The 22,264-nt window shown below is 68.8% G+C and carries 24 protein-coding genes and 1 other RNA gene; 17 read left to right on the top strand and 8 right to left on the bottom strand.

Going from position 1 to position 22,264, the window contains the following annotated elements; translation table 11 throughout:
- Positions 1-341 precede the first annotated feature (341 nt).
- The 3 genes from ABZ827_RS30275 (at position 342) to ABZ827_RS30265 (ending at position 2,698) form a co-directional block, all read left to right on the top strand.
- A complete protein-coding gene (locus ABZ827_RS30275) occupies positions 342-731 on the top strand; it encodes a hypothetical protein (protein ID WP_357244141.1) in 390 nt (129 codons plus the stop codon).
- 362 nt (positions 732-1,093) lie between these two features.
- A complete protein-coding gene (locus ABZ827_RS30270) occupies positions 1,094-1,369 on the top strand; it encodes a hypothetical protein (RefSeq protein ID WP_357244138.1) in 276 nt (91 codons plus the stop codon).
- Positions 1,370-1,477: 108 nt separating this feature from the next.
- Entirely contained in the window at positions 1,478-2,698 is a 1,221-nt protein-coding gene (locus tag ABZ827_RS30265; protein WP_357244135.1) for a winged helix DNA-binding domain-containing protein, read from the top strand.
- Between the two features lie 35 nt (positions 2,699-2,733).
- On the opposite strand, the gene rnpB is transcribed toward ABZ827_RS30265, so the two are convergent.
- Positions 2,734-3,147: RNase P RNA component class A (gene rnpB / locus ABZ827_RS30260), an RNA gene on the bottom strand.
- Between the two features lie 159 nt (positions 3,148-3,306).
- On the opposite strand from rnpB, the gene ABZ827_RS30255 reads away from it, so the two are divergent.
- Entirely contained in the window at positions 3,307-4,194 is an 888-nt protein-coding gene (locus tag ABZ827_RS30255) for an alpha/beta fold hydrolase (RefSeq protein ID WP_357244133.1), read from the top strand.
- Between the two features lie 81 nt (positions 4,195-4,275).
- Here the strand turns inward: ABZ827_RS30255 and ABZ827_RS30250 are convergent, their stop codons facing one another.
- On the bottom strand, positions 4,276-4,896 hold the full coding sequence (locus ABZ827_RS30250) for a DUF4870 domain-containing protein (RefSeq protein WP_357244131.1): 621 nt from the start codon (positions 4,894-4,896) through the stop codon (positions 4,276-4,278).
- Positions 4,897-5,126: 230 nt separating this feature from the next.
- On the opposite strand from ABZ827_RS30250, the gene fabG reads away from it, so the two are divergent.
- The 7 genes from fabG to ABZ827_RS30215 all read left to right on the top strand — a co-directional run bounded on the left by fabG (position 5,127) and on the right by ABZ827_RS30215 (position 10,319).
- Positions 5,127-5,879, top strand: a complete 753-nt coding sequence (gene fabG, locus ABZ827_RS30245) for a 3-oxoacyl-ACP reductase FabG (protein ID WP_357244128.1) — start codon at positions 5,127-5,129, stop codon at positions 5,877-5,879.
- 306 nt (positions 5,880-6,185) lie between these two features.
- Complete coding sequence (locus tag ABZ827_RS30240; protein ID WP_357244125.1) at positions 6,186-6,683, top strand: hypothetical protein; 498 nt, start codon at positions 6,186-6,188, stop codon at positions 6,681-6,683.
- 220 nt (positions 6,684-6,903) lie between these two features.
- Positions 6,904-7,092, top strand: coding sequence for a hypothetical protein (locus ABZ827_RS30235; RefSeq protein WP_357244122.1), 189 nt, complete (start codon positions 6,904-6,906; stop codon positions 7,090-7,092).
- A 146-nt stretch (positions 7,093-7,238) separates the two neighbouring features.
- Positions 7,239-7,637: a TOBE domain-containing protein gene (locus ABZ827_RS30230; protein ID WP_357244119.1), complete on the top strand. Its 399-nt coding sequence runs from the start codon at positions 7,239-7,241 to the stop codon at positions 7,635-7,637.
- Positions 7,638-7,639: 2 nt separating this feature from the next.
- Positions 7,640-8,437 (top strand): molybdate ABC transporter substrate-binding protein, encoded by a 798-nt coding sequence (gene modA / locus ABZ827_RS30225; RefSeq protein WP_357244116.1) that lies wholly within the window; start codon positions 7,640-7,642, stop codon positions 8,435-8,437.
- A 23-nt stretch (positions 8,438-8,460) separates the two neighbouring features.
- Positions 8,461-9,273 carry a molybdate ABC transporter permease subunit gene (gene modB, locus ABZ827_RS30220; RefSeq protein ID WP_357244177.1) on the top strand — a complete coding sequence of 271 codons (813 nt, stop codon included), beginning with the start codon at positions 8,461-8,463 and terminating at the stop codon, positions 9,271-9,273.
- The gene (locus ABZ827_RS30215) at positions 9,270-10,319 is read left to right on the top strand and encodes an ABC transporter ATP-binding protein (RefSeq protein WP_357244113.1); all 1,050 of its coding nucleotides are present in this window, start codon (positions 9,270-9,272) and stop codon (positions 10,317-10,319) included. The genes modB and ABZ827_RS30215 overlap by 4 nt, the downstream gene beginning before the upstream one ends.
- A 115-nt stretch (positions 10,320-10,434) precedes the next feature.
- On the opposite strand, the gene ABZ827_RS30210 is transcribed toward ABZ827_RS30215, so the two are convergent.
- The 4 genes from ABZ827_RS30210 to cobC form a co-directional block, all read right to left on the bottom strand.
- Positions 10,435-11,661: a bifunctional RNase H/acid phosphatase gene (locus ABZ827_RS30210; protein WP_357244110.1), complete on the bottom strand. Its 1,227-nt coding sequence runs from the start codon at positions 11,659-11,661 to the stop codon at positions 10,435-10,437.
- A gap of 49 nt (positions 11,662-11,710) precedes the next feature.
- On the bottom strand, positions 11,711-12,448 hold the full coding sequence (locus tag ABZ827_RS30205; RefSeq protein WP_357244107.1) for a C4-type zinc ribbon domain-containing protein: 738 nt from the start codon (positions 12,446-12,448) through the stop codon (positions 11,711-11,713).
- Between the two features lie 115 nt (positions 12,449-12,563).
- Positions 12,564-13,685, bottom strand: coding sequence for a Nif3-like dinuclear metal center hexameric protein (locus tag ABZ827_RS30200; RefSeq protein WP_357244104.1), 1,122 nt, complete (start codon positions 13,683-13,685; stop codon positions 12,564-12,566).
- Between the two features lie 38 nt (positions 13,686-13,723).
- A complete protein-coding gene (gene cobC / locus ABZ827_RS30195) occupies positions 13,724-14,767 on the bottom strand; it encodes an Rv2231c family pyridoxal phosphate-dependent protein CobC (RefSeq protein ID WP_357244102.1) in 1,044 nt (347 codons plus the stop codon).
- A gap of 43 nt (positions 14,768-14,810) precedes the next feature.
- On the opposite strand from cobC, the gene ABZ827_RS30190 reads away from it, so the two are divergent.
- Together ABZ827_RS30190 and ABZ827_RS30185 are read left to right on the top strand one after the other, a co-directional pair.
- A complete protein-coding gene (locus ABZ827_RS30190) occupies positions 14,811-15,317 on the top strand; it encodes a low molecular weight protein-tyrosine-phosphatase (RefSeq protein ID WP_357244099.1) in 507 nt (168 codons plus the stop codon).
- Positions 15,317-16,174 carry an SURF1 family cytochrome oxidase biogenesis protein gene (locus ABZ827_RS30185; protein ID WP_357244097.1) on the top strand — a complete coding sequence of 286 codons (858 nt, stop codon included), beginning with the start codon at positions 15,317-15,319 and terminating at the stop codon, positions 16,172-16,174. The genes ABZ827_RS30190 and ABZ827_RS30185 overlap by 1 nt, the downstream gene beginning before the upstream one ends.
- On the opposite strand, the gene ABZ827_RS30180 is transcribed toward ABZ827_RS30185, so the two are convergent.
- Positions 16,153-17,127, bottom strand: a complete 975-nt coding sequence (locus ABZ827_RS30180; RefSeq protein ID WP_357244094.1) for a cobalamin biosynthesis protein — start codon at positions 17,125-17,127, stop codon at positions 16,153-16,155. The genes ABZ827_RS30185 and ABZ827_RS30180 overlap by 22 nt on opposite strands.
- Before the next feature lie 166 nt (positions 17,128-17,293).
- Between ABZ827_RS30180 and sigJ the strand changes: the two genes are divergently transcribed.
- From sigJ to ABZ827_RS30160, 4 genes are all read left to right on the top strand, one after another.
- The gene (gene sigJ / locus ABZ827_RS30175; RefSeq protein ID WP_357244091.1) at positions 17,294-18,253 is read left to right on the top strand and encodes an RNA polymerase sigma factor SigJ; all 960 of its coding nucleotides are present in this window, start codon (positions 17,294-17,296) and stop codon (positions 18,251-18,253) included.
- Between the two features lie 43 nt (positions 18,254-18,296).
- Positions 18,297-18,812, top strand: coding sequence for a gamma carbonic anhydrase family protein (locus tag ABZ827_RS30170; RefSeq protein WP_357244088.1), 516 nt, complete (start codon positions 18,297-18,299; stop codon positions 18,810-18,812).
- Positions 18,813-18,986: 174 nt separating this feature from the next.
- Positions 18,987-19,172 carry a hypothetical protein gene (locus ABZ827_RS30165; protein ID WP_357244086.1) on the top strand — a complete coding sequence of 62 codons (186 nt, stop codon included), beginning with the start codon at positions 18,987-18,989 and terminating at the stop codon, positions 19,170-19,172.
- A 133-nt stretch (positions 19,173-19,305) separates the two neighbouring features.
- Positions 19,306-19,929, top strand: coding sequence for a TetR/AcrR family transcriptional regulator (locus ABZ827_RS30160; RefSeq protein WP_357244084.1), 624 nt, complete (start codon positions 19,306-19,308; stop codon positions 19,927-19,929).
- 16 nt (positions 19,930-19,945) lie between these two features.
- Here ABZ827_RS30160 and ABZ827_RS30155 read toward each other — a convergent pair whose 3' ends face one another.
- Positions 19,946-21,838 carry a methyltransferase domain-containing protein gene (locus ABZ827_RS30155; protein ID WP_357244082.1) on the bottom strand — a complete coding sequence of 631 codons (1,893 nt, stop codon included), beginning with the start codon at positions 21,836-21,838 and terminating at the stop codon, positions 19,946-19,948.
- Positions 21,839-22,264 lie beyond the last annotated feature (426 nt).

The following is a 22,264-nucleotide window of genomic DNA, read 5'->3' as shown; positions in this document are numbered from 1 at the left end:
GCTCGACCGGACACAGCGCCGGTGAGCCTGCCGACGCGCCTACCTTATGACGCCGATCACCTTTTATGCCACCTCTGCACCAATTCCGTGGGAAAAGTTCTTCGTCACCCCGTAACTGCTACTGTGGCGGACCGTAAGCGATCGACGATCCCGAGCTGGAGTTTCATCACGTATGTCCACTCTTATCTATGACTACTTGCTCCCCATCATCGGCCCGCAGCAGGCCACCGCGCTGGCACAGATGCTCGTCATCGGCCCCGGCGCCTGAGTTGCCGCTGGATGAACATCGGCCCCCGCCCAGCGGGGGCCGGTGTCCATCTCGCGGAGTTACCATGCCGCCCGTGAGAAAGCCCTTCGCACTCCTGCCCGCCGCTCTCGTCGTTCTCGCGGTCGCCGCGACCGCCTGCCAGAGCGAGAGCGAGGCACCGGATCCCGCCGACACCGCTACCTCGGCCGTCGCGAACCCCGACACCGCGAAGATCGACCAGTTGAAAGCCGGTTCCTTCGGGATCGGTTTCCGCGGCGCGTTCCCGGGACTGGCCGAGGGCCGCGACGATGCCGCGATCACGGCGATCTTCACCGAGACCTGCGCCGATATCCGCTCCGGTGCACCGGAGGACGAAGCGACCACCGCATTGACCGAACGCCTCGGCTCGAACGGCGCCGCTGTCACCCCGCAGGAAGCCCAGGCCGTCTACCAGATGGTCGCGGCCATGTGCGGGCAGCAATAGCGACCACCGATACCGGAATCTCGGGCCGCTGGACAACGAGAACCGAAGTCCCCCGGCAGGATTCGAACCTGCGTTTCCGCCGTGAAAGGGCGATAGCCGGCACACCTGCGGCCCGTCCACCCGACGTGCCGGCGTGGGCGACTGTAATTCGCCACCGGCCGGCTGTCCAACCCCTATTTTCTGGGACACCGCGGACCGTAACCCGCGCCCCCGCCCGCGCGACTAATCAGATACCGCGTCGCTGACACCGGCCGGTATCCGGCAACGGGTGGGCCGAAACTCCCACTCGGCCACCCGCAAACCGTCCAGCCCGCATCGGAGACGAGCAACACTCCGTGGGGGCCCGGCCCCGAGGAAAACCCATGAGCTACATCACCGTCCCGGTCCGTCTCCACTGTGAAGCCCACCGGAACCTCATGAACCGAGCCGCCGTGAAAGGACGCACCGTAACGGACCTGGCGGGCGAAGTACTGGCGGCGGGCATCCAGAGCCGGGCCGCGGAGGCACTCGAGCTCGCGTGGTCCGAGTACCGCACGGCCTACGGTGCCGACCTGCCCGACCTGGAAGCGGCACGCCGGACATTCGCGGCAGGCTGGGAGGCAGTCCACGGCAGAGTCGGTGGCGGCACCTCGAGGTGACCGCCGCACCGGACCGGAGGCGCCCGTGAACCGAATCATGGCGCCGCCGGGACCGGCCGGGCCGGTACGCTCGTCCGGCACCCTCGAATCCCGCACGGGAGGTCGTCAGTGGCAGCACGGCAGCGCACCGGCGGTATCGCCGAGGTCCGGACCGGCGATGTCGTCGCGTTTCGACTACGCGCGCACCATCTCACCCAACGCAGGCCGGCCGGTGATTTGTGCTCGGTGGCGGGTGCGTGCGGTGTACAGGACAGTCCGCCGGGTTCCGCGCTGCTCGCGCTGCATGCCCGCGTCGAAGGGGTGACCCGGGACGGCTTCGACCACGTCGCCGGCGAGGACAAGGACCTTTTGCAGACCTGGTGCATGCGCGGCGCACCGTTCTACTTCCCCACCGCCGACGCCCCGGTCTTCACCACCGGGGCCCTACCGCCCACCGAGACGGCGCGACTACACCTGATAAGAGGCATCGAACCGGCACTGAACGAACTGGGGATGAGCCTGGACGAAACCGTCGACCTCGCCGCCGCGGAAATCGGGGACGTACTGTCCGGCCGGCAGCTGGCGATCGGCGAACTCGGCGAACAACTCGCCGAGCGCATCGCGCGCGAACTCTCGCCCGCGCGGCGCGACACCTGGCAGGCCATCGGCCCCGACGGCGCGAACCAACCGCTCGGAGAGGCCGTCGTGCACTTCGTCATCCGGATTCTGACGCTGCGGGGCATTGTCTGCCTCGCTCCACGCGCCCGGAACAAGGCACCGTTCGTACTGCTCCGGGAATGGCTGGGCGATTCGCTCCCGGACGCCGATCCCGAGGATTTCCGCGCCGCCCTGCTCCGGCGCTACCTGCACTGCTACGGCCCGTCCACCCGTAAGGATTTCGCCGCCTGGCTCGGTGTGCTCGCCGGTGACGTCGCCCCGTGGTGGAGCACGCTGCAGGACCAACTCACCCCCGTCTCGGTCGACGGCCGCCGGATGTGGATCCACACCGACGACCTGGACGCCCTGCGGTCACCGGCCGAAACCCGCGGGGCCCGGCTGCTGCCGCCGAGCAACCCCTACACGCAAATGCGTGACCGGGAGACCATCGTCGACAAGAAACACCATCGTCAGGTGTGGAAGACGGTCGGCGCACCCGGCGCGGTGCTGGCCGACGGCGCGATCGCCGGAATCTGGCGGCCGCGCAAGAGCGGCCGGACACTGACATTGACGATCAGCCCGTTCCGATCACTGAACGCACAGCTGCGCGAACAGTTGCGCGAGGAAGCCGATCACATCGCCGGCCTGCGCGGCGCGTCGACGGCGCGTGTCCAGTTCGACGACTCGGCGTAGGCACCCGCAGGCACGGTTCGCCGGGGGCGAAGAGGTGGATGAGCCGGCCTCTAAGCCGGATCCTGTCCCCGGTTCGCACCGGGTGGCGGCCATCCATCTGGGCACACCGTCGCCGGGTACCTCGAGCGGTCCACCCGCAGGCTCGGGCGAGCAGCCCTCGAACACCTACGCAACCGCACCGGTGGTGCGGCCTTCGACCTTGCTCCGGGCGGGGTTTACCGAGCCGCCCCGGTCACCCGGGGCGCTGGTGCGCTCTTACCGCACCGTTTCACCCTTACCGCGCGACCCTCGCGGGCCGCGGGCGGTCTGTTTTCTGTGGCACTGTCCCGCGGGTCACCCCGGGTTGCCGTTAGCAACCGCCCTGCTCTGTGGAGTCCGGACTTTCCTCGATACCGGGCAAGACACCGTTCGGTGTCCGTTCCCGGCGCCGCGACCGCCCGGCCGGCTCATCCGTCGCAACACGATACTCGGTGCGCTACCGGCGGTCGTTGTCCGGCCGTTCCAGGACCATCGGCGGTGCCCGGGCTCGGGCATCGACCGGCCGCGACACCGATGCCCAGCCGGACTGACAACGCCCGCGAAACAACAACTCGGTACCGTCACTGATCATGGAGCGTGTCGAGGTCGGCTTCCCGTCGGGAGGTCAGAAGTGTGCCGGCTGGTTGTATCTACCGGCCGGTCCGCCCAAGCCCCGCCCCATCGTTGTGATGGGACACGGGTTGGGGGCGAACCGGGAAATGGGTCTGGATCGGTTCGCGCGGCGGTTCGCCGCGGCGGGAATGGGGGTGCTGGCCTTCGATTACCGGCATTTCGGTAACAGTGACGGTGACCCGCGGCAGATGGTCAATATCGCACGGCAGCGCGAGGATTGGACCGCCGCGATCGCCTACGCCAGAACCCTGCGCGGTTTCGATGCCACGCGTATCGCGCTGTGGGGGACGTCGCTGGGTGGCGGCCATGTCCTGGCGGTGGGGCCGGACGACGCGTATATCGCGGCGGTTGTGGCCCAGGCGCCGTTCGTCAGCGGTGTTTCCTCAGCACTGGCGAAAGGCCCGATCAGCCTGGTGAAAGTGGCCACCTTGGCGATCATGGACGCGGTATTCGGGAGGATATTCGGCAAACCGGTGCAGGTCCGCCTGGCCGGACGCAAACGCGCTACGGCGATGTCGACCGGTGCGGGTATCCCGTCCGGTTTCGGCCGGCTGGCGGAGGAGAGCCCCGCCTATCGGCCGAAAATCCCTGCCCGCGTGGGCATTCCACTGTTTTTCGATCGCCCGGGCCGGTATGCCAAGGAGCTGAAGATGCCGGTGCTGTACACGCTGTGCGACAAGGATTCGGTCACCCCGGTGAAACCGGCACTGCGGGTCGCGGGGAAAACCAAACACGCGCAGGTGAAACGTTATCCCGCCGGTCATTTCGATATCTTCTTCGATGATCTCTTCGAACAGGTGGTCTACGACCAGACCGAATTCCTGACCTCGATCCTGCGGCCGTGAGACCCGCCGCGGTACCGGACAACTGCGCCGATCCGGTACCGCGGCGCGGATGCGGGCGGGCACTCACCGGCCCGCGTCCACTTATTTCACGAACGACACATTGATCGGGTACCGGTACTCTTCGCCCTTGTTGGCCGCCACCGCGGCCATGATCGAGAAGACGAGCCCCACGATCCAGACGATCGGCAGCAGAATGAGCCCGACCAGAATGATCATCAGAATCGAACACACCACGATGGCGATGAACAGCAGGATCTGGAAGTTCAACGCCTGCACGGCATGCCGGCGGACGAACTCGTCGCGATCCTTGTACATCAGCCAGACGATGAGCGGCGCTACCCAGCCGATCAGGATACTGCCCAGATGAGCCATCATGGCCCACGTCTTGGCATCGGAGGGCGATAGCGGGGGTCCCGCCGGTGCGCCGTAGGGCTGCTGCCCCGGATAGCCGTACCCCTGCTGCGGTGCACCGTACTGCGGCTGGCCGCCGAAATCCGGCTGCGACGGATACGGCTGACCCGGCGCATACTGCTGGCCCGACGCATATTGCTGACCGGACGGGTACTGCTGACCCGGCGCGTATTGCTGGCCTGACGGGTACTGCTGCTGGCCCGACGGGTACTGCTGACCCGGCGCATACTGCTGACCCGGCGGGTTCTGCTGCCCTTTGGACAGATCGAAGGGCGGCTGAGGATCGGTCATCACATTCCAAACGTGCGGCAACAGGACTTCTCGAGCATAGAGTCACGGAACAGACTCCGGGAGTGCGTATCTACCGCCCCCCAGGTGAACTATATGGCAGCGCCGGCCGGCACTGTCCGGCGGACACAGCACACCCGCGGAGATCTTGTCCCGGCACCCCCTCGCCCCCCGCCCGCACACGTTGTTAGATGGCGTAAGGACTATTGCCCACACGAGAGGACTTCGAACACATGGCCGAGAGGATCGCAGTGGTATCCGGCGCCGCCCGGGGAATCGGGGCCGCCATCGCCAAACGGCTCGCCTCCGACGGGATGAAGGTCGGCGTGCTCGACCTGGACGAAGCCGCGTGCGCCGACACCGTCTCGGCGATCACCGGCGCCGGTGGGCAGGCGATCGCGCTCGGCGCGGATGTCAGCAAAGAGGATTCGGTGAACGCCGCGGTGGAGCGGCTGGCCGGTGAACTGGGCCAGCCCACCGTCGTGGTCAACAATGCCGGCGTCCTCCGCGACAACCTGCTGTTCAAGATGAGCGTCGACGATTGGGACACGGTACTGGGCGTGCACCTGCGCGGCGCCTTCCTGCTCACCAAGGCCGCCCAGAAGTACATGGTCGAGCAGAAATGGGGCCGCATCGTGAATATGTCCAGCACCTCCGCGCTGGGCAACCGCGGCCAGGTCAACTACTCCGCGGCCAAGGCCGGTATGCAGGGCTTCACCAAAACCCTCGCCTTCGAACTGGGTAAATACGGTGTCACCGCCAACGCGATCGCGCCCGGCTTCATCGTCACCGATATGACGGCGGCCACGGCCTCCCGCGTCGGCGTCGACTTCGAGGACTTCCAGAAGGCGGCCGCCTCCCAGATCCCGGTGAACCGGGTGGGACAGCCGGAGGATATCGCGCATACCGCGTCCTTCCTGGCCAGCGAAGGCGCGGGCTTCGTCTCGGGCCAGGTCATCTACGTGGCGGGCGGCCCGCGCGACTGACGGCCGCGGCGGGATGGTCCGGGACCACCGCACCATCCCGCCGTTCTCCGGTGCGGCGGGCTCGAAGGCCGGCCCTTTGCAGCAACCGCCATGGCACGAGACCGTTCAGCTGCCCACGGCGCCGGGCCGCTACCGGGCGACCGTCTCGGCCAGGGATGTGCACTACCCGATTCGTTTCCGTCGAATACACAGTGCCGGTGAACTAGTCGAGTCGGTGAAGCCCGCGGCCGGTGCTGCCGGTTAACACATCCCACCGGGTCCGACGATTACCCAGGGTAAGCGTTGCATCCACACCGGGAGGACACTATGCGCTCTGCGCGCACATTCGGCACCACCCTGGCCGCGGCATCAGTCACCTGCGTCCCTCTCATCGTCTTCGCGAGCCCCGCCTCGGCCGGCCCTTCGCTGCAGGAGCCGCTCAACACCCTGGTGACAGAAGGCAGTGGCGACTGCTACGGGAACATCCGGGGCAATGTCGACGAGCCCACCGGTCGAATCGCACTCACCTTCGCGTTCTACAACACGGACCCGTCGTTCATCGCCGAACAACCGTCCGACCCGAACAGCCCCTGTAAGACCACCGCCTATGTGACCTGGCAGAACCTCGACACCGGGGCCACCGGCGAAGTGGCGATGCCGTTCGCCGGTGCCGCGGGTTCGGTCGCCGACCCCGACCAGCAGCTGCCGTGGTACGACAGCGCTCAACTCCCCACCGAACCGGGCCACTACAAGGCGACCGTCACGACCGAGGAACAGCATTGGCCCGATTCGGTTTCCGTCGAATACACGATATCGCCGGACTAGTTCCTCGTTGCGAAGCCGGGTAGGTAGCCGGAACAGCCGGCAGTACCCAGGCGCAAGACCAGGCGATGTCACACGCGCTGCCGGGTCAGACCGCACCGGCCGCTTCTCTCCTGCCTTCCTGAAGCGTCTTTCAGCTCGTTTCAGGCTTCCTTCAGCGCCGTCCTGCCAGTGTGGCCACCGAGTTGGCACACAACCGGACGACGAGAGGGGCGAGCAGGTTATGTACCGGACAGTGCATATCGACGGGCACCGCTACCAGGTGATCGGCCGGATCCGGCTGTCGGCCGTATCGCGAGCGTGCTACGGCAAATACCGGTTCACGCTGCGACGGACGACGGACGGAACCCTGTGGACCGCGTACGACCACCGGGTCACCGGAGCCTCGGAGCTATTGCGCAACAGCGGCTGATCGATACCGAACTCTCGTGCCGCACAATACTTTCCGGATCAGTCTCGGATATATGCGGATACGACAGATCGAACCCGGCGAACGGCCGCCGATATGAGTACTTCGACGCCATATTATTCCGCATATTCGTATATATACTGCGTTGTGTGACGTATCTGCGGATAAAGGATGTCGCCGGGCTGCTCGGGGTCAGTGATGACACCGTGCGCCGCTGGATCGATCAGGGGCGGCTTCCGGCGGTCCGGCTGGAAAACGGGCGTAAGGGGGTCCGCGGGCAGGATCTGGCCGAGTTCGCACGGGAGATCGCCGAGGCACCGGAACCGGGAGTGACCGTGGCGGCGTCGGCTCGCAACCGGATGCGTGGCATTGTGACCAGGGTGGTCACCGACACCGTGATGGCGCAGGTGGAGATGCAGGCCGGACCGTTCCGGCTGGTATCGCTGCTGAGCCGGGAATCGGTGGACGAACTCGGGCTCGAAGTGGGCAGTGTGGCGGTCGCGTCGGTCAAGTCGACGCATGTGGTGGTCGAGATACCGGAGAGCTGACGATGACAACGGTAATAGGACGTGTACTGCGCTGTCTGGCCCCGGCGGCCGTGCTGGTCACCGTACTGGCGGGCTGCGCCGGGGACCCCGCCGGCGATTCCGGCGACGGCGCGGGCGACGGGATCCACGGGACCGTCACCGTTTTCGCCGCGGCCTCGCTGACCGAAGCGTTCACCACGCTCGGCGAGCAGTTCGAGGAAGCCCATCCCGGCGTGGACGTGGTGTTCAGTTTCGCCGGCAGTTCGGCGCTGGCCGAACAGATCCAGCAGGGCGCACCGGCCGATGTATTCGCCTCGGCGGCGCTGCGCAATATGGAGGACGTGGTCGGATCCGGCGATATCACGGCCGGTCCGATCACCTTCGCCCGCAACCGTCTCGAAATCGCGGTACCCAAGGGGAACCCGGGCAGTATCAGCGGGCTGGCCGATTTCGGCCGGCCCGAACCACGGATCGCGTTGTGCGCCGAGCAGGTGCCGTGCGGGGCGGCCGCCGATAAGGTCTTCGCCGCGGCCGGTGTCGCTCCGAAACCCGATACCCGCGAACCCGATGTGAAAGCGGTGCTGACCAAGGTCACGCTCGATGAGGTGGATGCCGCGCTGGTGTACCGGACGGATGTCCGGGCCGCGGGCGACAAGGTGACCGGTATCGAGTTCCCCGAATCGGATAAGGCGATCAACGACTATCCGATCGCGCCGGTGGCCGCGGCACCGAACCCGGCAGCGGCCGCCGCCTTCGTCGACTTCGTCATGTCCCCGCAGGCTCGATCGGTCTTCACCATGGCCGGTTTCGACGCACCGTGAGCCCCGGCCCCGCGCCGCGCCGGCTGGTGACCCTGCGGCGGCGCCGGGCAGTCCGCGCCCGGCGGCCGGTCATCCTGGTCTTACCGGCCCTGCTCGGGGTGCTGTTCCTGATCGTTCCACTGGTGGGGTTGCTCATCCGCGCGCCCTGGCAAGGACTGCCGGAGCGGCTGTTCAGCGCGGAAGTCGGGCAGGCACTGCGGCTTTCCCTGGTGTGCGCGAGCCTGGCGACCGTGCTGTGCCTGGTGCTCGGTATCCCGCTGGCGTGGCTGCTCGCCCGCGGTGACCTGCCCGGACGCGGACTGATCCGCGCGCTGGTCACCGTGCCGCTGGTACTACCGCCCGTGGTCGGCGGTGTCGCATTGCTGCTGGTGCTCGGCCGCCGCGGACTGATCGGCGGGTATCTCTACGACTGGTTCGGTATCTCCCTGCCGTTCACCACCGCGGGTGTGGTGCTGGCCGAAGCCTTCGTGGCCATGCCGTTCCTGGTGATCTCCGTCGAAGGGGCGTTACGCGGGACCGACCCCCGGTACGAGGAGGCCGCCGCCACCCTGGGCGCCTCCCGCTGGCTGACCTTCCGGCGCGTGACCCTGCCCTCGATCCTGCCGGGCGTGGTGGCCGGGACCGTGCTCTGCTGGGCCCGCGCCCTCGGCGAATTCGGTGCCACCATCACCTTCGCCGGTAACTTCCCGGGCCGCACGACGACGATGCCGCTGGCGGTGTACTTGGCGCTGGAGACCGACCCGGCCGCCGCGATCGTCCTGAGCCTGGTCCTGCTGCTGGTATCGGTGGTGGTACTGGCGGCCCTGCGGGAACGCTGGATCCGGGGGGCGCTGTGACGCTCACGGCGGAACTGCGGGTGACCCGCGGCGACTTCACCCTCGACCTGGATCTCACGGTGGCTCCCGGGGAGGTCGTCGCGCTGCTCGGCCCCAATGGCGCGGGCAAGAGTACCGCGCTGCGGGCGCTGGCCGGACTCACCCCGTTGACCGGCGGTTCGGTCCGGCTGAACGAGCAGGTGTGGGACGCGCCGCCCGCCGAATTCGTATCCGCCGAACACCGGTCGGTCGGTGTGGTGTTCCAGGACTATCTGCTCTTCGCCCATCTCGACGCGCTCGACAATGTGGCGTTCGGCCCGCGGGCCCGCGGGATGCGCCGGGCCGCGGCCCGCGATCAGGCAGCACACTGGCTGGGGCGGGTGGGACTGGCCGAATACGCGCGGACCCGGCCCCGTGAACTGTCGGGCGGGCAGGCGCAGCGGGTCGCACTCGCCCGCGCCCTGGCCGTCGACCCGGCACTCCTGCTCCTGGACGAACCGCTGGCGGCGCTGGACGCCGCGACCCGGGTACGCGTGCGCGCCGAACTCGCACATCACCTCGGCGACTATCCCGGGCATACGCTGCTGGTCACGCACGATCCGCTGGACGCGATGGTACTGGCCGACCGGCTGGTGATCGTGGAGAACGGTGCGGTGGTCCAGCAGGGCCCGCCCGCCGAGGTCGCCCGGCGGCCGCGCTCGGACTATGTGGCCGATCTGGTGGGGCTCAACCTGTTCCGTGGTACTGCGACCGGAACCCGGGTGCGGATCGAGGGCGGCGGCGAACTGACCGTCGCCGAACCGGCCACCGGCCCGGTGTATCTGACTTTCGCGCCGGCCGCCGTCGGTCTACATCCGGAGCGTCCGGCCGGAAGCCCGCGCAACGCCTGGCCGGTGACCGTAGCGGGTCTGGAACAGCACGCGCATACGGTGCGGGTACGTCTCGACGGCGCAGTACCGGCACTCGCCGATATCACTCCCGCCACCGTCGCCGATCTCCGGCTACAGCCGGGGTCGGAGCTGTGGGCAGCCCTCAAGGCCACCGAGATCCACACTTATCCAGCCTGATTCGCCGAGCTCGGCGGACAGGTCACCCAGCCGCGGATCCGATCTGCCGATCCAGGCGTTCCCGACCCTGCCGCTCATCGGGCCGGGTCGTCATGAACACCGACGATGTACCGACTCAGAGATAGCTCGTATCGTTGACCAGCCGGACCGAGGAGCCGCCATCCGGATAGAACTCCGCCAGCGACAGCGACGCCAGATCCAGGTGCAGCCGGTACAACAGCGACGGACCGACGCCCAGCGCGAGCTGCAGCAGCGTTTTGATCGGGGTGACGTGACTGACCACCACGATATTCGCGCCCGGATACCGCGCCACCAGATCGCGGCGCGCCGCTTCCACCCGTTCGCGGACCTCGTCGAAACTCTCCCCGCCCGGAGCGGGCAGCGACGGGTCGCCCAGCCAGCGGGCGTGTAGATCGGGGTCGCGTTCGGCGGCCTCACTGAAGGTCAGGCCCTCCCACCGGCCGAAATCGGTTTCGGTGAGCCCCTCGATCACGCGCACCTCGACACCGAGTGCGGCGGCCGCTGCCTCGGCGGTTTCGCGGGCCCGCCCGAGCGGCGAGGTCACCACCGCGCCGATATCACCTTTGGCGGCAAGCATTTTCGCCGCCCGCGCCGCCTGCTCCCGGCCCACCGCGGTGAGCGGCGGGTTCCCCCGTCCGGAATAGCGCCGCTCGACCGATAATTCGGTCTGGCCGTGGCGCAGCAGCAGGAACCTGGTGGGCCGGCCGGTCGCGCCGGTCCAGCCCGGTGCGGCGGACAAACGCGCGGTCGCGCTATGCGAGTCGGCGTCTGTTGCCGCCGCGTCCGGAGCCTGTTTCGCGGTGCCCGACGGCCGCGCAGCGGTCGATGAGGTATCTCCGCGGCCGCTACCCGGCGAGGTCGCCGCGCCGGGCGAGGTGGCAGCGACAGCTTCGTGTACCTCCTCGATGAGACCGGCATCGTCCATGGCCTCGTTCGCGAGCCGGTCGGCATGCGAGTTCTCGGCGCGCGGAATCCATTGGTAGGTCACCTGATCGAATCCCGCGGCCAGGCGGCGGGCCCGATCGGCGAGCGGGATCATCGCCGCGTGCTTGACCTTCCAGCGACCCGACATCTGCTCGACCACGAGTTTGGAATCCATCCGCACCGCGACCACCCGCGCGCCGAGTTCCGCCGCGGCTTCCAGCCCCGCGATCAGGCCCCGGTACTCGGCGACGTTATTGGTGGTGACCCCCAGCGCTTCCTTGCGTTCGGCGAGCACGCCCACTCGGTCCGCGTCGAACACCACCGCGCCGTAACCCGCCGTACCCGGGTTTCCCCGGGAACCCCCGTCGGCCTCGACGATCACCTCGCGCACACTCATACCGGCCTCCCGCGCCCGCCACCCGGCCCCCGCCGCCGGGGGCTCGATCTCACAATCCGGATTCTTTGGTCCGCACCAGCACCGCGCCGCATTCCGTGCAGCGCACCACCACCTCGGGTGCGGTTTTCGCGATCCGCGCGATCTCGCCGCGGTCCAGTTCGATCCGGCACGCACCGCACCGCCGGGCCCGCAGCAGCGCCGCGCCGGTGCCGTGGGCGGCGCGCTGGCGGTCGTAGATCGCCAGCAGTTCATCCGGGAAGGCGCCGACCAGGTTCGCGCGGTCGGTATCGCAGCGCTGCTGGGCGACCTCCAGATCTGCCAGCGCCTCGTCGCGGCGTTCGCGGGCAGCGGCGAGATCGGATTCGGCCCGGTCCAGGCGGGCGCCGGCGTGCTCGTGATCGGCGGCGGAGGCCTCGCGACGCTCCATCACCTCCAGCAGATCGTCCTCGAGCACCGAACGCCGGCGTTCCAGGCTGCCCAGTTCGTGCTGGAGTTCGGAGAGTTGTTTGGCGCCGACCGAGCCGGCTTCGAGTACGCCGCGGTCGCGATCCTCGCGTTTACGCACCGCCTCGATCTCGCCCTCGAGTTTGCGCATATCGCGATCGAGATCGTCGAGCACGATCTCCACGGCCACCGCCGCGTCCTTCTGCGCGTTGCGTTCGGCCTCGAACCGGTCGACCTCCTGCTGTTCGGGCAGAACGCTGCGCCGGTGCGCGATCCGGGTCAGCTCGGTGTCGACCTCGGCGAGACGCAGCAGTTGGGTCTGAATCGATGGTTCGACATTCAACGCGAACGAACTCCCTGCACGCTGTGGACGGATAGAACGTCCACCGTACTCGGTCCCCGACCGGAGCCACCGGCCGCCGGTCCCAACCCCGGATATCGAAACCGGCGCGGCACCCTCAGCTGCCGCAGCCGACGGTCCACGGGTCGGTTCGCACCGTGGACACCCGGGTTTCCAGCTCCGGCAGACCCGCGCGAACCACCCCGGCAGCCTGCGCGCACCAGGGGAATTCGGTGGCCCAGTGCGCGGCATCCAGCAGCGCCGGACCGGATCGGCGTAGATGTTCGTCGGCGGGATGATGGCGCAGGTCGGCGGTGAGATAAGCGTCGACCTCGAGCCGGGTGACGGTATCGAGCAGCGAATCCCCCGCACCACCGCAGACGGCGATACGGCGCAGGACCCGGTCCGGGTCACCGGCGGCCCGCACACCCCACGCGGTCGCCGGGAGGGCGGCGGCGGCGCGGGCGGTGAACTCCCGCAACGTCAGCGGTTCGGCCGGTATGCCGATACGACCCAAACCGAGGTTGCCGGGCAGCTGCGCGCGTTCGGTCACGTGGTAGGCGGGTTCTTCGTACGGATGCGCCGTGCGCAGGGCCGCCAGGATCACACCGCGGGCCCGCGGAGCGGCGACGACTTCGATCCGGTCCTCGCTCACCCGGGTCAGCTCCCCGATAGCGCCGACGGCCGGGTTCGCCCCGTCGAGCGGGCGGAACTGGCCGGTTCCGGTGACCCGCCAGGCCGCCTCCCGGTAGTCACCGGCGGCCCCGCCGCCCGCGGCGAACAGCGCCGCCAGCACCGCTTCGGTGTGATCGGCCGGGACCTGGACGGTCCACTTGTCCACGGCGGGGACCGGTTTCGGGTCCAGGGGTCCGGTGACCGTCAGGCCGAGTGCTTCCGCCAGCGCATCGGATACGCCCGGGTCGGCGGAATCGGCGTTGGTATGCGCGGTGAACAACGCACAGCCCGCGCGGACGAGCCGATGGACCAGCGCGCCCTTCGGCCGGTCCGCCGCCACACTGTTTACGCCCCGCAACAGCAGCGGATGGTGCGCCACCAGGGCCTGCGCACCCCAGGCGACCGCTTCCTCCACCACCGCCGCGGTGACATCGACGGCGAACAGCACCCGGCGTACGTCCTCCTCCGGGTCTCCGCACACCAGGCCCACCGAATCCCACGATTCGGCCAGCCGGGGCGGATAGGCCGTCTCCAGCGTCTCGATGAGTTCCGCGAGCCTCGCCACACCGCACCTTCCTTTACCAGAGCGTCCAGCAGGTTTTCTCAGCTCGATATCCCGGCCGCGCGTACGGCGTCCACCAGCCGATCGACATCCGCGGCCGGTCGTACCGCGACGCGCAGATGGTCGGGACCGAGCCCCGGGAAAGTATCGCAACGGCGTACCGCGATCCCCTGCTGACCCAGATATTTGCGCAGCAACTCCCCGTCCCGGACATGGAGCAGCAGGAACGGGGCTGTCGCCGGGTTCCCGACGCCGACCCCGGCCGCACGCAGCCGCTCACCCATCGCGGTGCGGTCGCGCGCGATCTCGCGCGCCCTGTCCATGGACTCGGCCACCGCCCGGGGCGCGGCCGTCGCGGCTATCGCGGTGAGCTGAAGGGTGCCCAGCGGCCAATGCGCCCGGCCCGTGACCAGCCGGTCGAGCACCTCGGGCGCCCCGAGGACATAGCCGCATCGCAACCCGGCCAGCGCCCAGGTCTTGGTGAGGCTGCGTAGTACCAGCAATCCGGACCCGGCCTCCGCGGCCAGCGATTCCGGTTCTCCGGGCACCGCGTCCATGAACGCCTCGTCCACCACGACGATCCGGCCCGGACGCCGCAGCGCCCGCAGGGTCTGCGCCGGGTGCAGCACCGAGGTGGGGTTGGTGGGGTTGCCGACGACCACCAGATCCGCCTCGTCGGGCACCAGTGCCGGGTCCAGGGTGTAGGGCGGTTCCAGCACGACCCGCGTCACCGGCACACCCGCCTCCCGCAGCGCGAGCTCGGGTTCGGTGAAGGACGGATGCACCACCGCCGCCAGCCGGGAGCCCAGCCGCGGCAGCAGGGCGAAACCCTCGGCGCCGCCGGCCAGCGTCAAGACATGGTCGGGATCGATCCCGTGCCGGGACGCGACCGCTTCCCGCGCAATCCGGTCGTCGGCCGCCGACGGGTACCGGCCGAGCGAATCCAGGGCGCCGGCCAGACGGTCGCGCAACCACGGAGGCGGAGCGCTGCCCTGCACATTCACCGCGAAATCGAGCAGACCGGGGAGGGCTTCCACGTCACCGTGGTGGCGTAGGCCGGCGAGATCGACGTGGTCGGCGAGCATGAGACGCACCCTACGTGGCGCCCGCGGGGCTCGACCCGCCAGAATGGCTGTCGTGGGTGAGCTGCACATATCGTTCGTCTGTACCGGCAATATCTGCCGGTCCCCGATGGCGGAGAAGATCCTGGCCGCGCATCTGTCGCGGGCGGGCCTGGCCGGCCGGGTCCGGGTGAGCAGCGCCGGCACGCACGGCTGGCATACCGGCGCGGATGCCGATCCCCGCACCACCGAAACGCTGCGCCGCTACGGCTACCCCACCGGGCACCGGGCCGCCGAGTTCGGGCACGAGCACAGCGACGCGGATCTCATCGTCTCGATGACCACCGAACATGACCGGCACCTCGCCGTCCGGGGTGTCCCGTCCGAACGCCGGCGGCTGCTGCGCAGTTTCGATCCGGACGCCGACGGCATCGACGTACCCGACCCCTACAACGGCGCCACCCCCGAGTTCGAGCTGGTCCGCGCCCAGATCGAGGCCGCGGTCCCCGGACTGCTGGACTGGGTCGGCGCGGCTCTCGCGGCGCGCCCGACCGTGACCGGTGAGCCGGCCTGATGCGCCGCCTGGCCTTCTTCCTGCGCCCCGGCTGGCTGATCCTGCTCGGGGTGGTGATCGCGTTCGCCTATCTGTGTTTCACCGTGCTGGCTCCTTGGCAGCTCGGGAAGAACGATGCCACCTCCGAACGCAACCAGCTGATCGCCGATTCGGTGGACGCCGACCCGGTCCCCGTCACCGATCTGTTCGGCGCCGATCCGGGCGAGGCCACGGAATGGCGGAAGGTGTTCGCCGAGGGCAGCTATGTCCCGGATTCGACGGTGCTGGTGCGGTTACGTCATCTCGACGGAGCCCCGGCCTACGGCGTGCTGTCGGCGTTCACGCTCACCGACGGCCGCACCCTGTTGATCGACCGCGGTCTGGTGGCGGCCGTGAACGGCTCCCAGCCGCCCCCGATCGAACCGGCGCCCGCGGGCACACAACGGATCGAAGCGCGGGTGCGAGTCTCGGAGAATGTCGATCCGGAACGTGCGCCGGCTACGCAGGACGGAATCCCGCACGTCTACTCGATCGACGTCCCGCAGGAAACCACCGTCCTGGATCTGCCGCTGAGCCCCGTCCCGGTGGGCGACCGCGGCTCCTATCTCCAGCTGTCGGAGGACCAGCCCGGCGCGTTCTCGCCCGTTCCGCTCCCGCAGCTCGACGCGGGTCCGTACCTCTCCTACGGCCTGCAGTGGCTGGCCTTCGGCATCATGGCACCGCTCGGCCTCGGCTATTTCGCGTGGGCCGAGATCCGGGAACGCCGTAAACAGCGCGCGCCGGCAGCGCCCGCACCCATACAGTCACCCACCGCCGAATCCGAACCCGTCACCGCGGAAGCGCGGCTGGCCGATCGCTATGGACGCACACCGCGCTGATGCTGGTAGCCGGCCGGCAGCATTCGCTTCCGGACTGCCGCATACAGCGGAACCGATACCACCGCCGAAGCCACCGCGGCGAACTGCACCAGTTCCGACAACCGGACCGCCCGTCGCAGATCGGCGACGGCCGGCGCGCGGCCCGCACCGAGTTCGGGTCGCTGTTCGACACCGTGCCGGTACTCGGTGCGGCCGCCGAGGCGGATACCGAGCGCGCCGGCGGCGGCGGCCTCCACCACCCCCGCGTTCGGGCTCGGGTGCCGGCCGGCGTCGCGGCGCCAGGTCCGCACCACCGTGGCGGGATGCCCGCCGACCAGCGGCGCCACCACCGCGGTGAGCAACCCGGTCACCCGGGCCGGGAGGAGATTCGCGGCATCGTCGACCCGGGCGGCGGCCCAGCCGAACCGCCGATAGCGTTCGTTGCGGTAGCCGATCATAGCGTCGAGAGTGTTGACCGCCCGGTAACCCAGCAGCCCCGGGACACCCGCCACCGCACCCCACAGCAGCGGCGCGACGGCGGCGTCGGAGGTGTTCTCCGCGATCGATTCGAGCGCCGCGCGTGCGAGTCCGTCGGCGTCGAGGACTTCCGGGTCGCGACCGCACAGCGCCGGCAGCAGTTCCCTGGCGCCGGCCACGTCCCCGGACTCCAGCCGCTGTGCCATGGCATGGCCGGTACGCGCCAGGCTCCGCCCGCCCAGCACCGTCCAGGTAGCCAGGGCCACCGGCAGCACACCGCCCCGGTTCAGCGCGATACCCGCGCCCACCACCCCGCCGACCAGTACTACTTCGTGGACAACTCCGGCCCACCGGCGATCGGCGTAGGTCACCTTCTCCACGCTCGCCGCCAGCATCCCGAACCCGGCCACCGGATGCCCGCGCACCGGGTCACCGACTACCCGATCGATCGCGAACCCGGCCAGCAGCCCGGCCCCGATCGAAACACCTCTGCGCACCGGGTGAGCGTAGCCATCGGCCACGATTCGCAGACCGCGGGTTACAGGGACCGGCGCAGCGGCATATCCGAGCCCGCGGCACGGTTGTCACATACCGAGTACCGGTCTCGTCGTATCGACGACACCATCGCGCCCGCTCGCCGGGCCGGACGAACGAGGTACCGCAGTGACCGATGAACACATCCCCGCCGACGGGCGCGATCCGGCCCGGCACTTCGAAGAACTGCGCCCGTACCTGCGCCGGCTCGCCTACAGCACGCTCGGCAGCCTCGCCGATGCCGACGATGTGGTGCAGGAAGCGTGGCTGCGGTGGCAACGGCATCAAGAAAACGGTGGTCCGGCTATCGACAACCTCCAGGCCTGGCTCACCACGGTCGTCGGGCGGCTGGCACTGGATCAGCTCGGGTCGGCACGGGCGCGGCGCGAGCAATACGTGGGCGAATGGCTGCCCGAACCCGCGGTATCGGACTGGGAAGATCCCGCGGACCGGATATCGCAGGACGAACGCGTCACCATGGCGCTGCTGGTGGTGCTGGAATCGCTGTCACCGGCCGAGCGGACCGCGTTCGTACTGCAGGATGTGTTCGGTATGTCGGGTCCGGAGGTGGCCGATGTGGTGGGCCGTACCCCGGCCGCGGTACGGCAGCTCGCATCCCGGGCGCGTAAGCGGGTCGAGGACGGTACACCACGCTTCCCGGCGTCGCCGGACGAGCACCGGAAGGTGGTCTCGGCGTTCTCGCTGGCCTGGCGGTCCGGGGATATGAACGCCCTGCTGGGACTGCTCGACGATCGGGTCACTCTGACCGCCGACGGTGGCGGGAAGGTCCCGGCGATCCGCAGGCCGGTGCGCGGCGCCGAACTCATCACCAAGTTGCTGCTCGGCTGGTACCACGCACCGTCGGCTCCCGCCGGATGGGGCGCCATGATCGAGGTCAACGGGATGCCGGGACTGCTGGTGTTCGACGGACAGCATCCGGGAATCTTCTCCTTCACCATCGACGCCGGTCGGATCACCGCCATTCACGCTGTCCGCAATCCGGAGAAATTGCGCAATCTCCCGGCCGATATCGACGCCGAATGGTTTCTGCGCGCATCCGAGGAGACGAGCGAACCCGGGGACCGCTGAGGCCGCGGCGGCAACCGTGTCCCGTGCCCGTTAAGTTCGCTGTATGAGGATGGAAGTCAGCGGAAACCGGCCGGAGATTCACGACACCGCGTGGATCGCGCCCACCGCGTGCGTGATCGGCAAGGTGAAGCTCGAGGCGCAGGCCAGTATCTGGTACAACGCGGTTCTGCGCGGCGATACCGAACTGATCACCGTGGGTGAACGCAGCAATATCCAGGACGGCTGTGTACTGCACGCCGACCCGGGCTTCCCGACCACCGTGGGCGCCGGTGTCTCGGTGGGTCATAACGCGATCCTGCACGGCTGCACCATCGAGGACGACTGCCTGATCGGTATGGGCGCGACCGTGCTCAACGGCGCGGTGATCGGCCGCGGCAGTCTGATCGCGGCCAACGCGCTGGTCCCCGAGGGAGCCCAGATCCCGCCGGGTTCACTGGTGGCCGGGGTGCCGGGCAAGGTACGCCGGGAACTCACCGCCGAACAGCAGCGGGGTGTCGAACTCAACGCCATGGTCTACCTGCACCATATGTCGGAACATCAGACCGCGAAGGAGCTCTGAGGAGCCGCCCCGCCGGGCAAATTTCTGGACAAGCGTCCAGTTGGTAGCTGATACGATGGAGCCTACGTATCCGGGGAGACGGGCGAGCTCGAAACCCGCTGTCCTGCAAGGCGTCGGTGTTTCGGGCGAGCCCGAGCACGTAGGCACCGAAGGTGCCGGCAGGAGGTATTACGGGTGGCGTGTGAGCGTTCCGAGACGCGCCGGCCCAGCAGGCGGGTCAGCGTAGCCGATATCGCGGCACAACCGGGGGGTATCGAGGCACTGAGACGCCGGGTCCACGAACTCCGTTCCCACGGAGTCGATTTCGCGGCCAACGCGATCGAACACGAGATGGCCGAACTCGACCTGCCGCCGGAGTGATACCCGGCACGGAAACCACGCGCAGGCCCTGAGAACCCCCTCGAGTTCGGTACATGCGGCCCGCGGAGGCCGCGGTGACGGCGGAGGCATCGCATCACGTGCTGGGCACGGGGTCCGATACAGTGTGGAAACCATGCCACCCGTACCGCCGATTCTGCAGCGCATCCTGTCCGAACCGCCCGCCGACAGCGGGCAGGTTCTCGACAGCGCGTTATCGGCGTTCCTGGATTTCGGGATCAAACGCACCAGCATGGGCGAGATCGCCCGCCGCGCCGGAATCAGCCCCGCGACCCTCTACCGCCGCTTCGAATCGAAAAACGACCTCGTGGAAGCGGTGACCGTCCGCGAAGCGCAGCGGTTCGTCACCAAAATCGACAACCGGGTTCGCACGGTAGCCGGCTCCGAAGAACAACTCGTGGAGATCTTCGTCGCCTTCATCTCCGCGATCGCCGGGAACCCGCTGCTGCTGCGCCTCCTGCGCACCGAACCGGACCTGATCCTGCCGCGGCTCACCACCGAGGCCGCCCCGATCCTGGCCGTCGGCCGCACCTATCTCGCCGCGAAACTACGCGAACTCGCCGATAGCGGGGACAACGCCGATTTCGACCCCGACCTGGTCGCCGAGATCATGGCCAGGCTGGCGCAATCGCTGGCACTCACCCCGGACGGTCTCATTCCGATCGACGACGAGGCGGCCGGGCGCGAGTTCGCCCGCCGCACCCTGCTGCCGATGGTCTCCGGCCGCGCCGCGAGCTGAGCGCGAACCCCGCACGTCATAAGGCGAAAGACCGGTTCACCAGCTCATCCAGTTCGCTCTGCGCCGACGGCCCGGGCTCCGGCTCCTGCGCCAGATCCCGCACCAGACCTACGATCGCCCCGGCGGCGGCGGTAGCCGGATCCGGTAGCGGCAGCCGGGAAACGTACTGGGTTATCCAGCGCCGGCGGCCCGAATACAACCGGTTACCGCATACCGCGTCGTAGTAGCGCACGCCGAGCTCCGAGTTCGCGACGCCCATCATCAGACAGGCCAGCTCCTCGGCCCGCGCCCCCGCACCCAGATCGGACAGCGATATCCAATAGCAGTCACCGTTGACCACCGCGCCCGACCGGTCCAGCGCGAACCGCGGCCTATCGCTGATATCCGGGAACACCACCTTCGGCACCCGCCACAGATTCGGCCGCTGCGGAACCCAGTGCTCGAACCATTTCCGGCCGGCACCGGTGAGGTAGGTCCGCGCGCTGAGCAGGTCCCGGTGTTGTTCGAGATAGGCGGCGGTGCGCGGATAATGCGCCAGATCCACCGGCACCCGGCGCGGGTGGTCCAGATCGTAGGGGTACAGGACCCGGGTTTCCCGACGACGCTCGATCCGCCACGGACGCAGATCGTGATGGGTGATCAGATCGCACAACAGCTCCGGTTCGGCGTCCGGATCCCCCCAGTGCGCGGCGATGAAAATCCGGTCGGCATTGGTCTTGATCCCCACCCGGATACGTCCGAGGTCGCCGAAAGTGTGCCACATCCGCTCGGAAACCGAATCGAGCCAGTCGTCGTGCCCCGTTCGCGCCATCCGCCACCCCACCGACACCTCACCCGGTGGAACCGCCAGCTCCCCCACTTTCACCGTGAACCTATGCCCCTGCCGCCACACGGACGCATCACATCCGCCGATCAGCGACGCGAACAGATCCGCTTCCATGGCAGCCGGCCCGCCATCGTACGGTTCCCGCGGCGAATCGGGTGCCGGCTCCGGCCCGGCAGGCTCGCCCAGCAGACCGACCGGCGCACGGTCGTTCCCTCCTGAAGAACCCGCATCCATCGGCTCGGCCGCGGCCGGCCCACCCCTGCTATACATCTCCCGCACCTCGTCCGCCGGACCTCCCGCGTCCACGCCCGGTACGGTCCCGGCGCTCTCGCTCACCGGGTCTCCCGCACTCGGGCCGACCACTGGATCGTCCGAGCCGTCTTGATAGATCGACACATACCGGCAGGGTTCACGAACCCGGCCACGTACCGCGATCGTCACCGCCGGCAGCACCGCCGCCTCGAACAATTTGGTATCGCCCAGGTCGTACAGCTCCACCGGGGTCAGATCGGCCAGTAGCACCGCACGCAGGTTCGCCCCCGCCTTCGTGGTGAGGAATCGGTTCGCACACAGCAGCCCGAGCACTCCCCCCGGCACCAGCAGTCGTGGCAACGCGGCGACGAACGGATGGGTGAGGTCGAACCGCCCCCGCAAACCGAACTGCCCCCGCAATGCCCGCGCCGCCGCGCCACCCAACTGCTGAGTCCGCACATAGGGCGGATTGGCGATCACCGCGTCGAAGGATTCCCCCGGCACCGCCGCGCACTCGGCCAGAAAATCCGCCTCCCGCCACTCCGCCGCCACCCCCATCCGCACCGCCCGCTGCCGCGCCACCGCCAAACCCGCCGGATCCAGGTCATAACCCACCAGCTCAACAGGCGTCCCGGGCAGCCGCTCCCCCAGCGCGTCCCTGATCGCGAACAACAGTTCCCCCCGCCCACACGCCGGATCCAGCACCCGCACCCCCGCCCCACCCGCAACCCGCGCCGCCACCCGGCCCGCCAGGAATCCCGCCAGCGCCGGAGGTGTGTAGTGCCGCCCATGCCGCTTACGCTCGCGAGCCCCCTCGCCATCGCGTCCCATGTGCGCATTCTGGTCCACCCAGCCCAGGAACCCTGCCATTTCGCGAATTGAATCCCGAGCAGATTTCGCCCGACCCCCAACCGAACCGCTCCCCAGCGGCGCCACCGACACTTCCGAGACCCTGGAAGCTCCCCAAACCCCGATCCAACGCTCCCACCACCGGTGCCGAGTTCACGAGACCCTCAATGACCCCGCCGCCACCTCCAGGCGCGTTCGACTCCCCTACCACCACTCCGTCCACATCCACCCCACCCCCGTTTCCCTGCCGCCCCCGGGCGCGTTTCGTTCCCCCTACCGCCCGTCTGTCCGCATCCGATCCCCGCCCCCGTTTCCCGCATGCGACCGGTCCGCCTCGGTGGTTCGGGGCCCGTCTCGTTCTGGAGCGACCAGAGCGAAGGAGCGCAGCGACTGAGCGCCGGGAGTGAA

Source organism: Nocardia sp. NPDC019395, assembly GCF_040632335.1.
Lineage (GTDB): Bacteria > Actinomycetota > Actinomycetes > Mycobacteriales > Mycobacteriaceae > Nocardia.
Note: the sequence above shows the minus strand (reverse complement) of the source record. Positions and strands in the feature narration are given on the sequence as shown.

What these genes read in the sequence shown, in the direction of transcription:
- ABZ827_RS30270 (WP_357244138.1), top strand. Translation starts at nt 1,094, where the DNA reads ATGAGCTACATCACCGTCCCGGTCCGTCTCCACTGTGAAGCCCACCGG.
- ABZ827_RS30255 (WP_357244133.1), top strand. Translation starts at nt 3,307, where the DNA reads ATGGAGCGTGTCGAGGTCGGCTTCCCGTCGGGAGGTCAGAAGTGTGCC.
- ABZ827_RS30250 (WP_357244131.1), bottom strand. Translation starts at nt 4,896, where the DNA reads ATGACCGATCCTCAGCCGCCCTTCGATCTGTCCAAAGGGCAGCAGAAC.
- fabG (WP_357244128.1), top strand. Translation starts at nt 5,127, where the DNA reads ATGGCCGAGAGGATCGCAGTGGTATCCGGCGCCGCCCGGGGAATCGGG.
- ABZ827_RS30240 (WP_357244125.1), top strand. Translation starts at nt 6,186, where the DNA reads ATGCGCTCTGCGCGCACATTCGGCACCACCCTGGCCGCGGCATCAGTC.
- ABZ827_RS30235 (WP_357244122.1), top strand. Translation starts at nt 6,904, where the DNA reads ATGTACCGGACAGTGCATATCGACGGGCACCGCTACCAGGTGATCGGC.
- modA (WP_357244116.1), top strand. Translation starts at nt 7,640, where the DNA reads ATGACAACGGTAATAGGACGTGTACTGCGCTGTCTGGCCCCGGCGGCC.
- ABZ827_RS30210 (WP_357244110.1), bottom strand. Translation starts at nt 11,661, where the DNA reads ATGAGTGTGCGCGAGGTGATCGTCGAGGCCGACGGGGGTTCCCGGGGA.
- cobC (WP_357244102.1), bottom strand. Translation starts at nt 14,767, where the DNA reads ATGCTCGCCGACCACGTCGATCTCGCCGGCCTACGCCACCACGGTGAC.
- ABZ827_RS30190 (WP_357244099.1), top strand. Translation starts at nt 14,811, where the DNA reads ATGGCTGTCGTGGGTGAGCTGCACATATCGTTCGTCTGTACCGGCAAT.
- ABZ827_RS30185 (WP_357244097.1), top strand. Translation starts at nt 15,317, where the DNA reads ATGCGCCGCCTGGCCTTCTTCCTGCGCCCCGGCTGGCTGATCCTGCTC.
- ABZ827_RS30170 (WP_357244088.1), top strand. Translation starts at nt 18,297, where the DNA reads ATGAGGATGGAAGTCAGCGGAAACCGGCCGGAGATTCACGACACCGCG.
- ABZ827_RS30160 (WP_357244084.1), top strand. Translation starts at nt 19,306, where the DNA reads ATGCCACCCGTACCGCCGATTCTGCAGCGCATCCTGTCCGAACCGCCC.
- ABZ827_RS30155 (WP_357244082.1), bottom strand. Translation starts at nt 21,838, where the DNA reads ATGGGACGCGATGGCGAGGGGGCTCGCGAGCGTAAGCGGCATGGGCGG.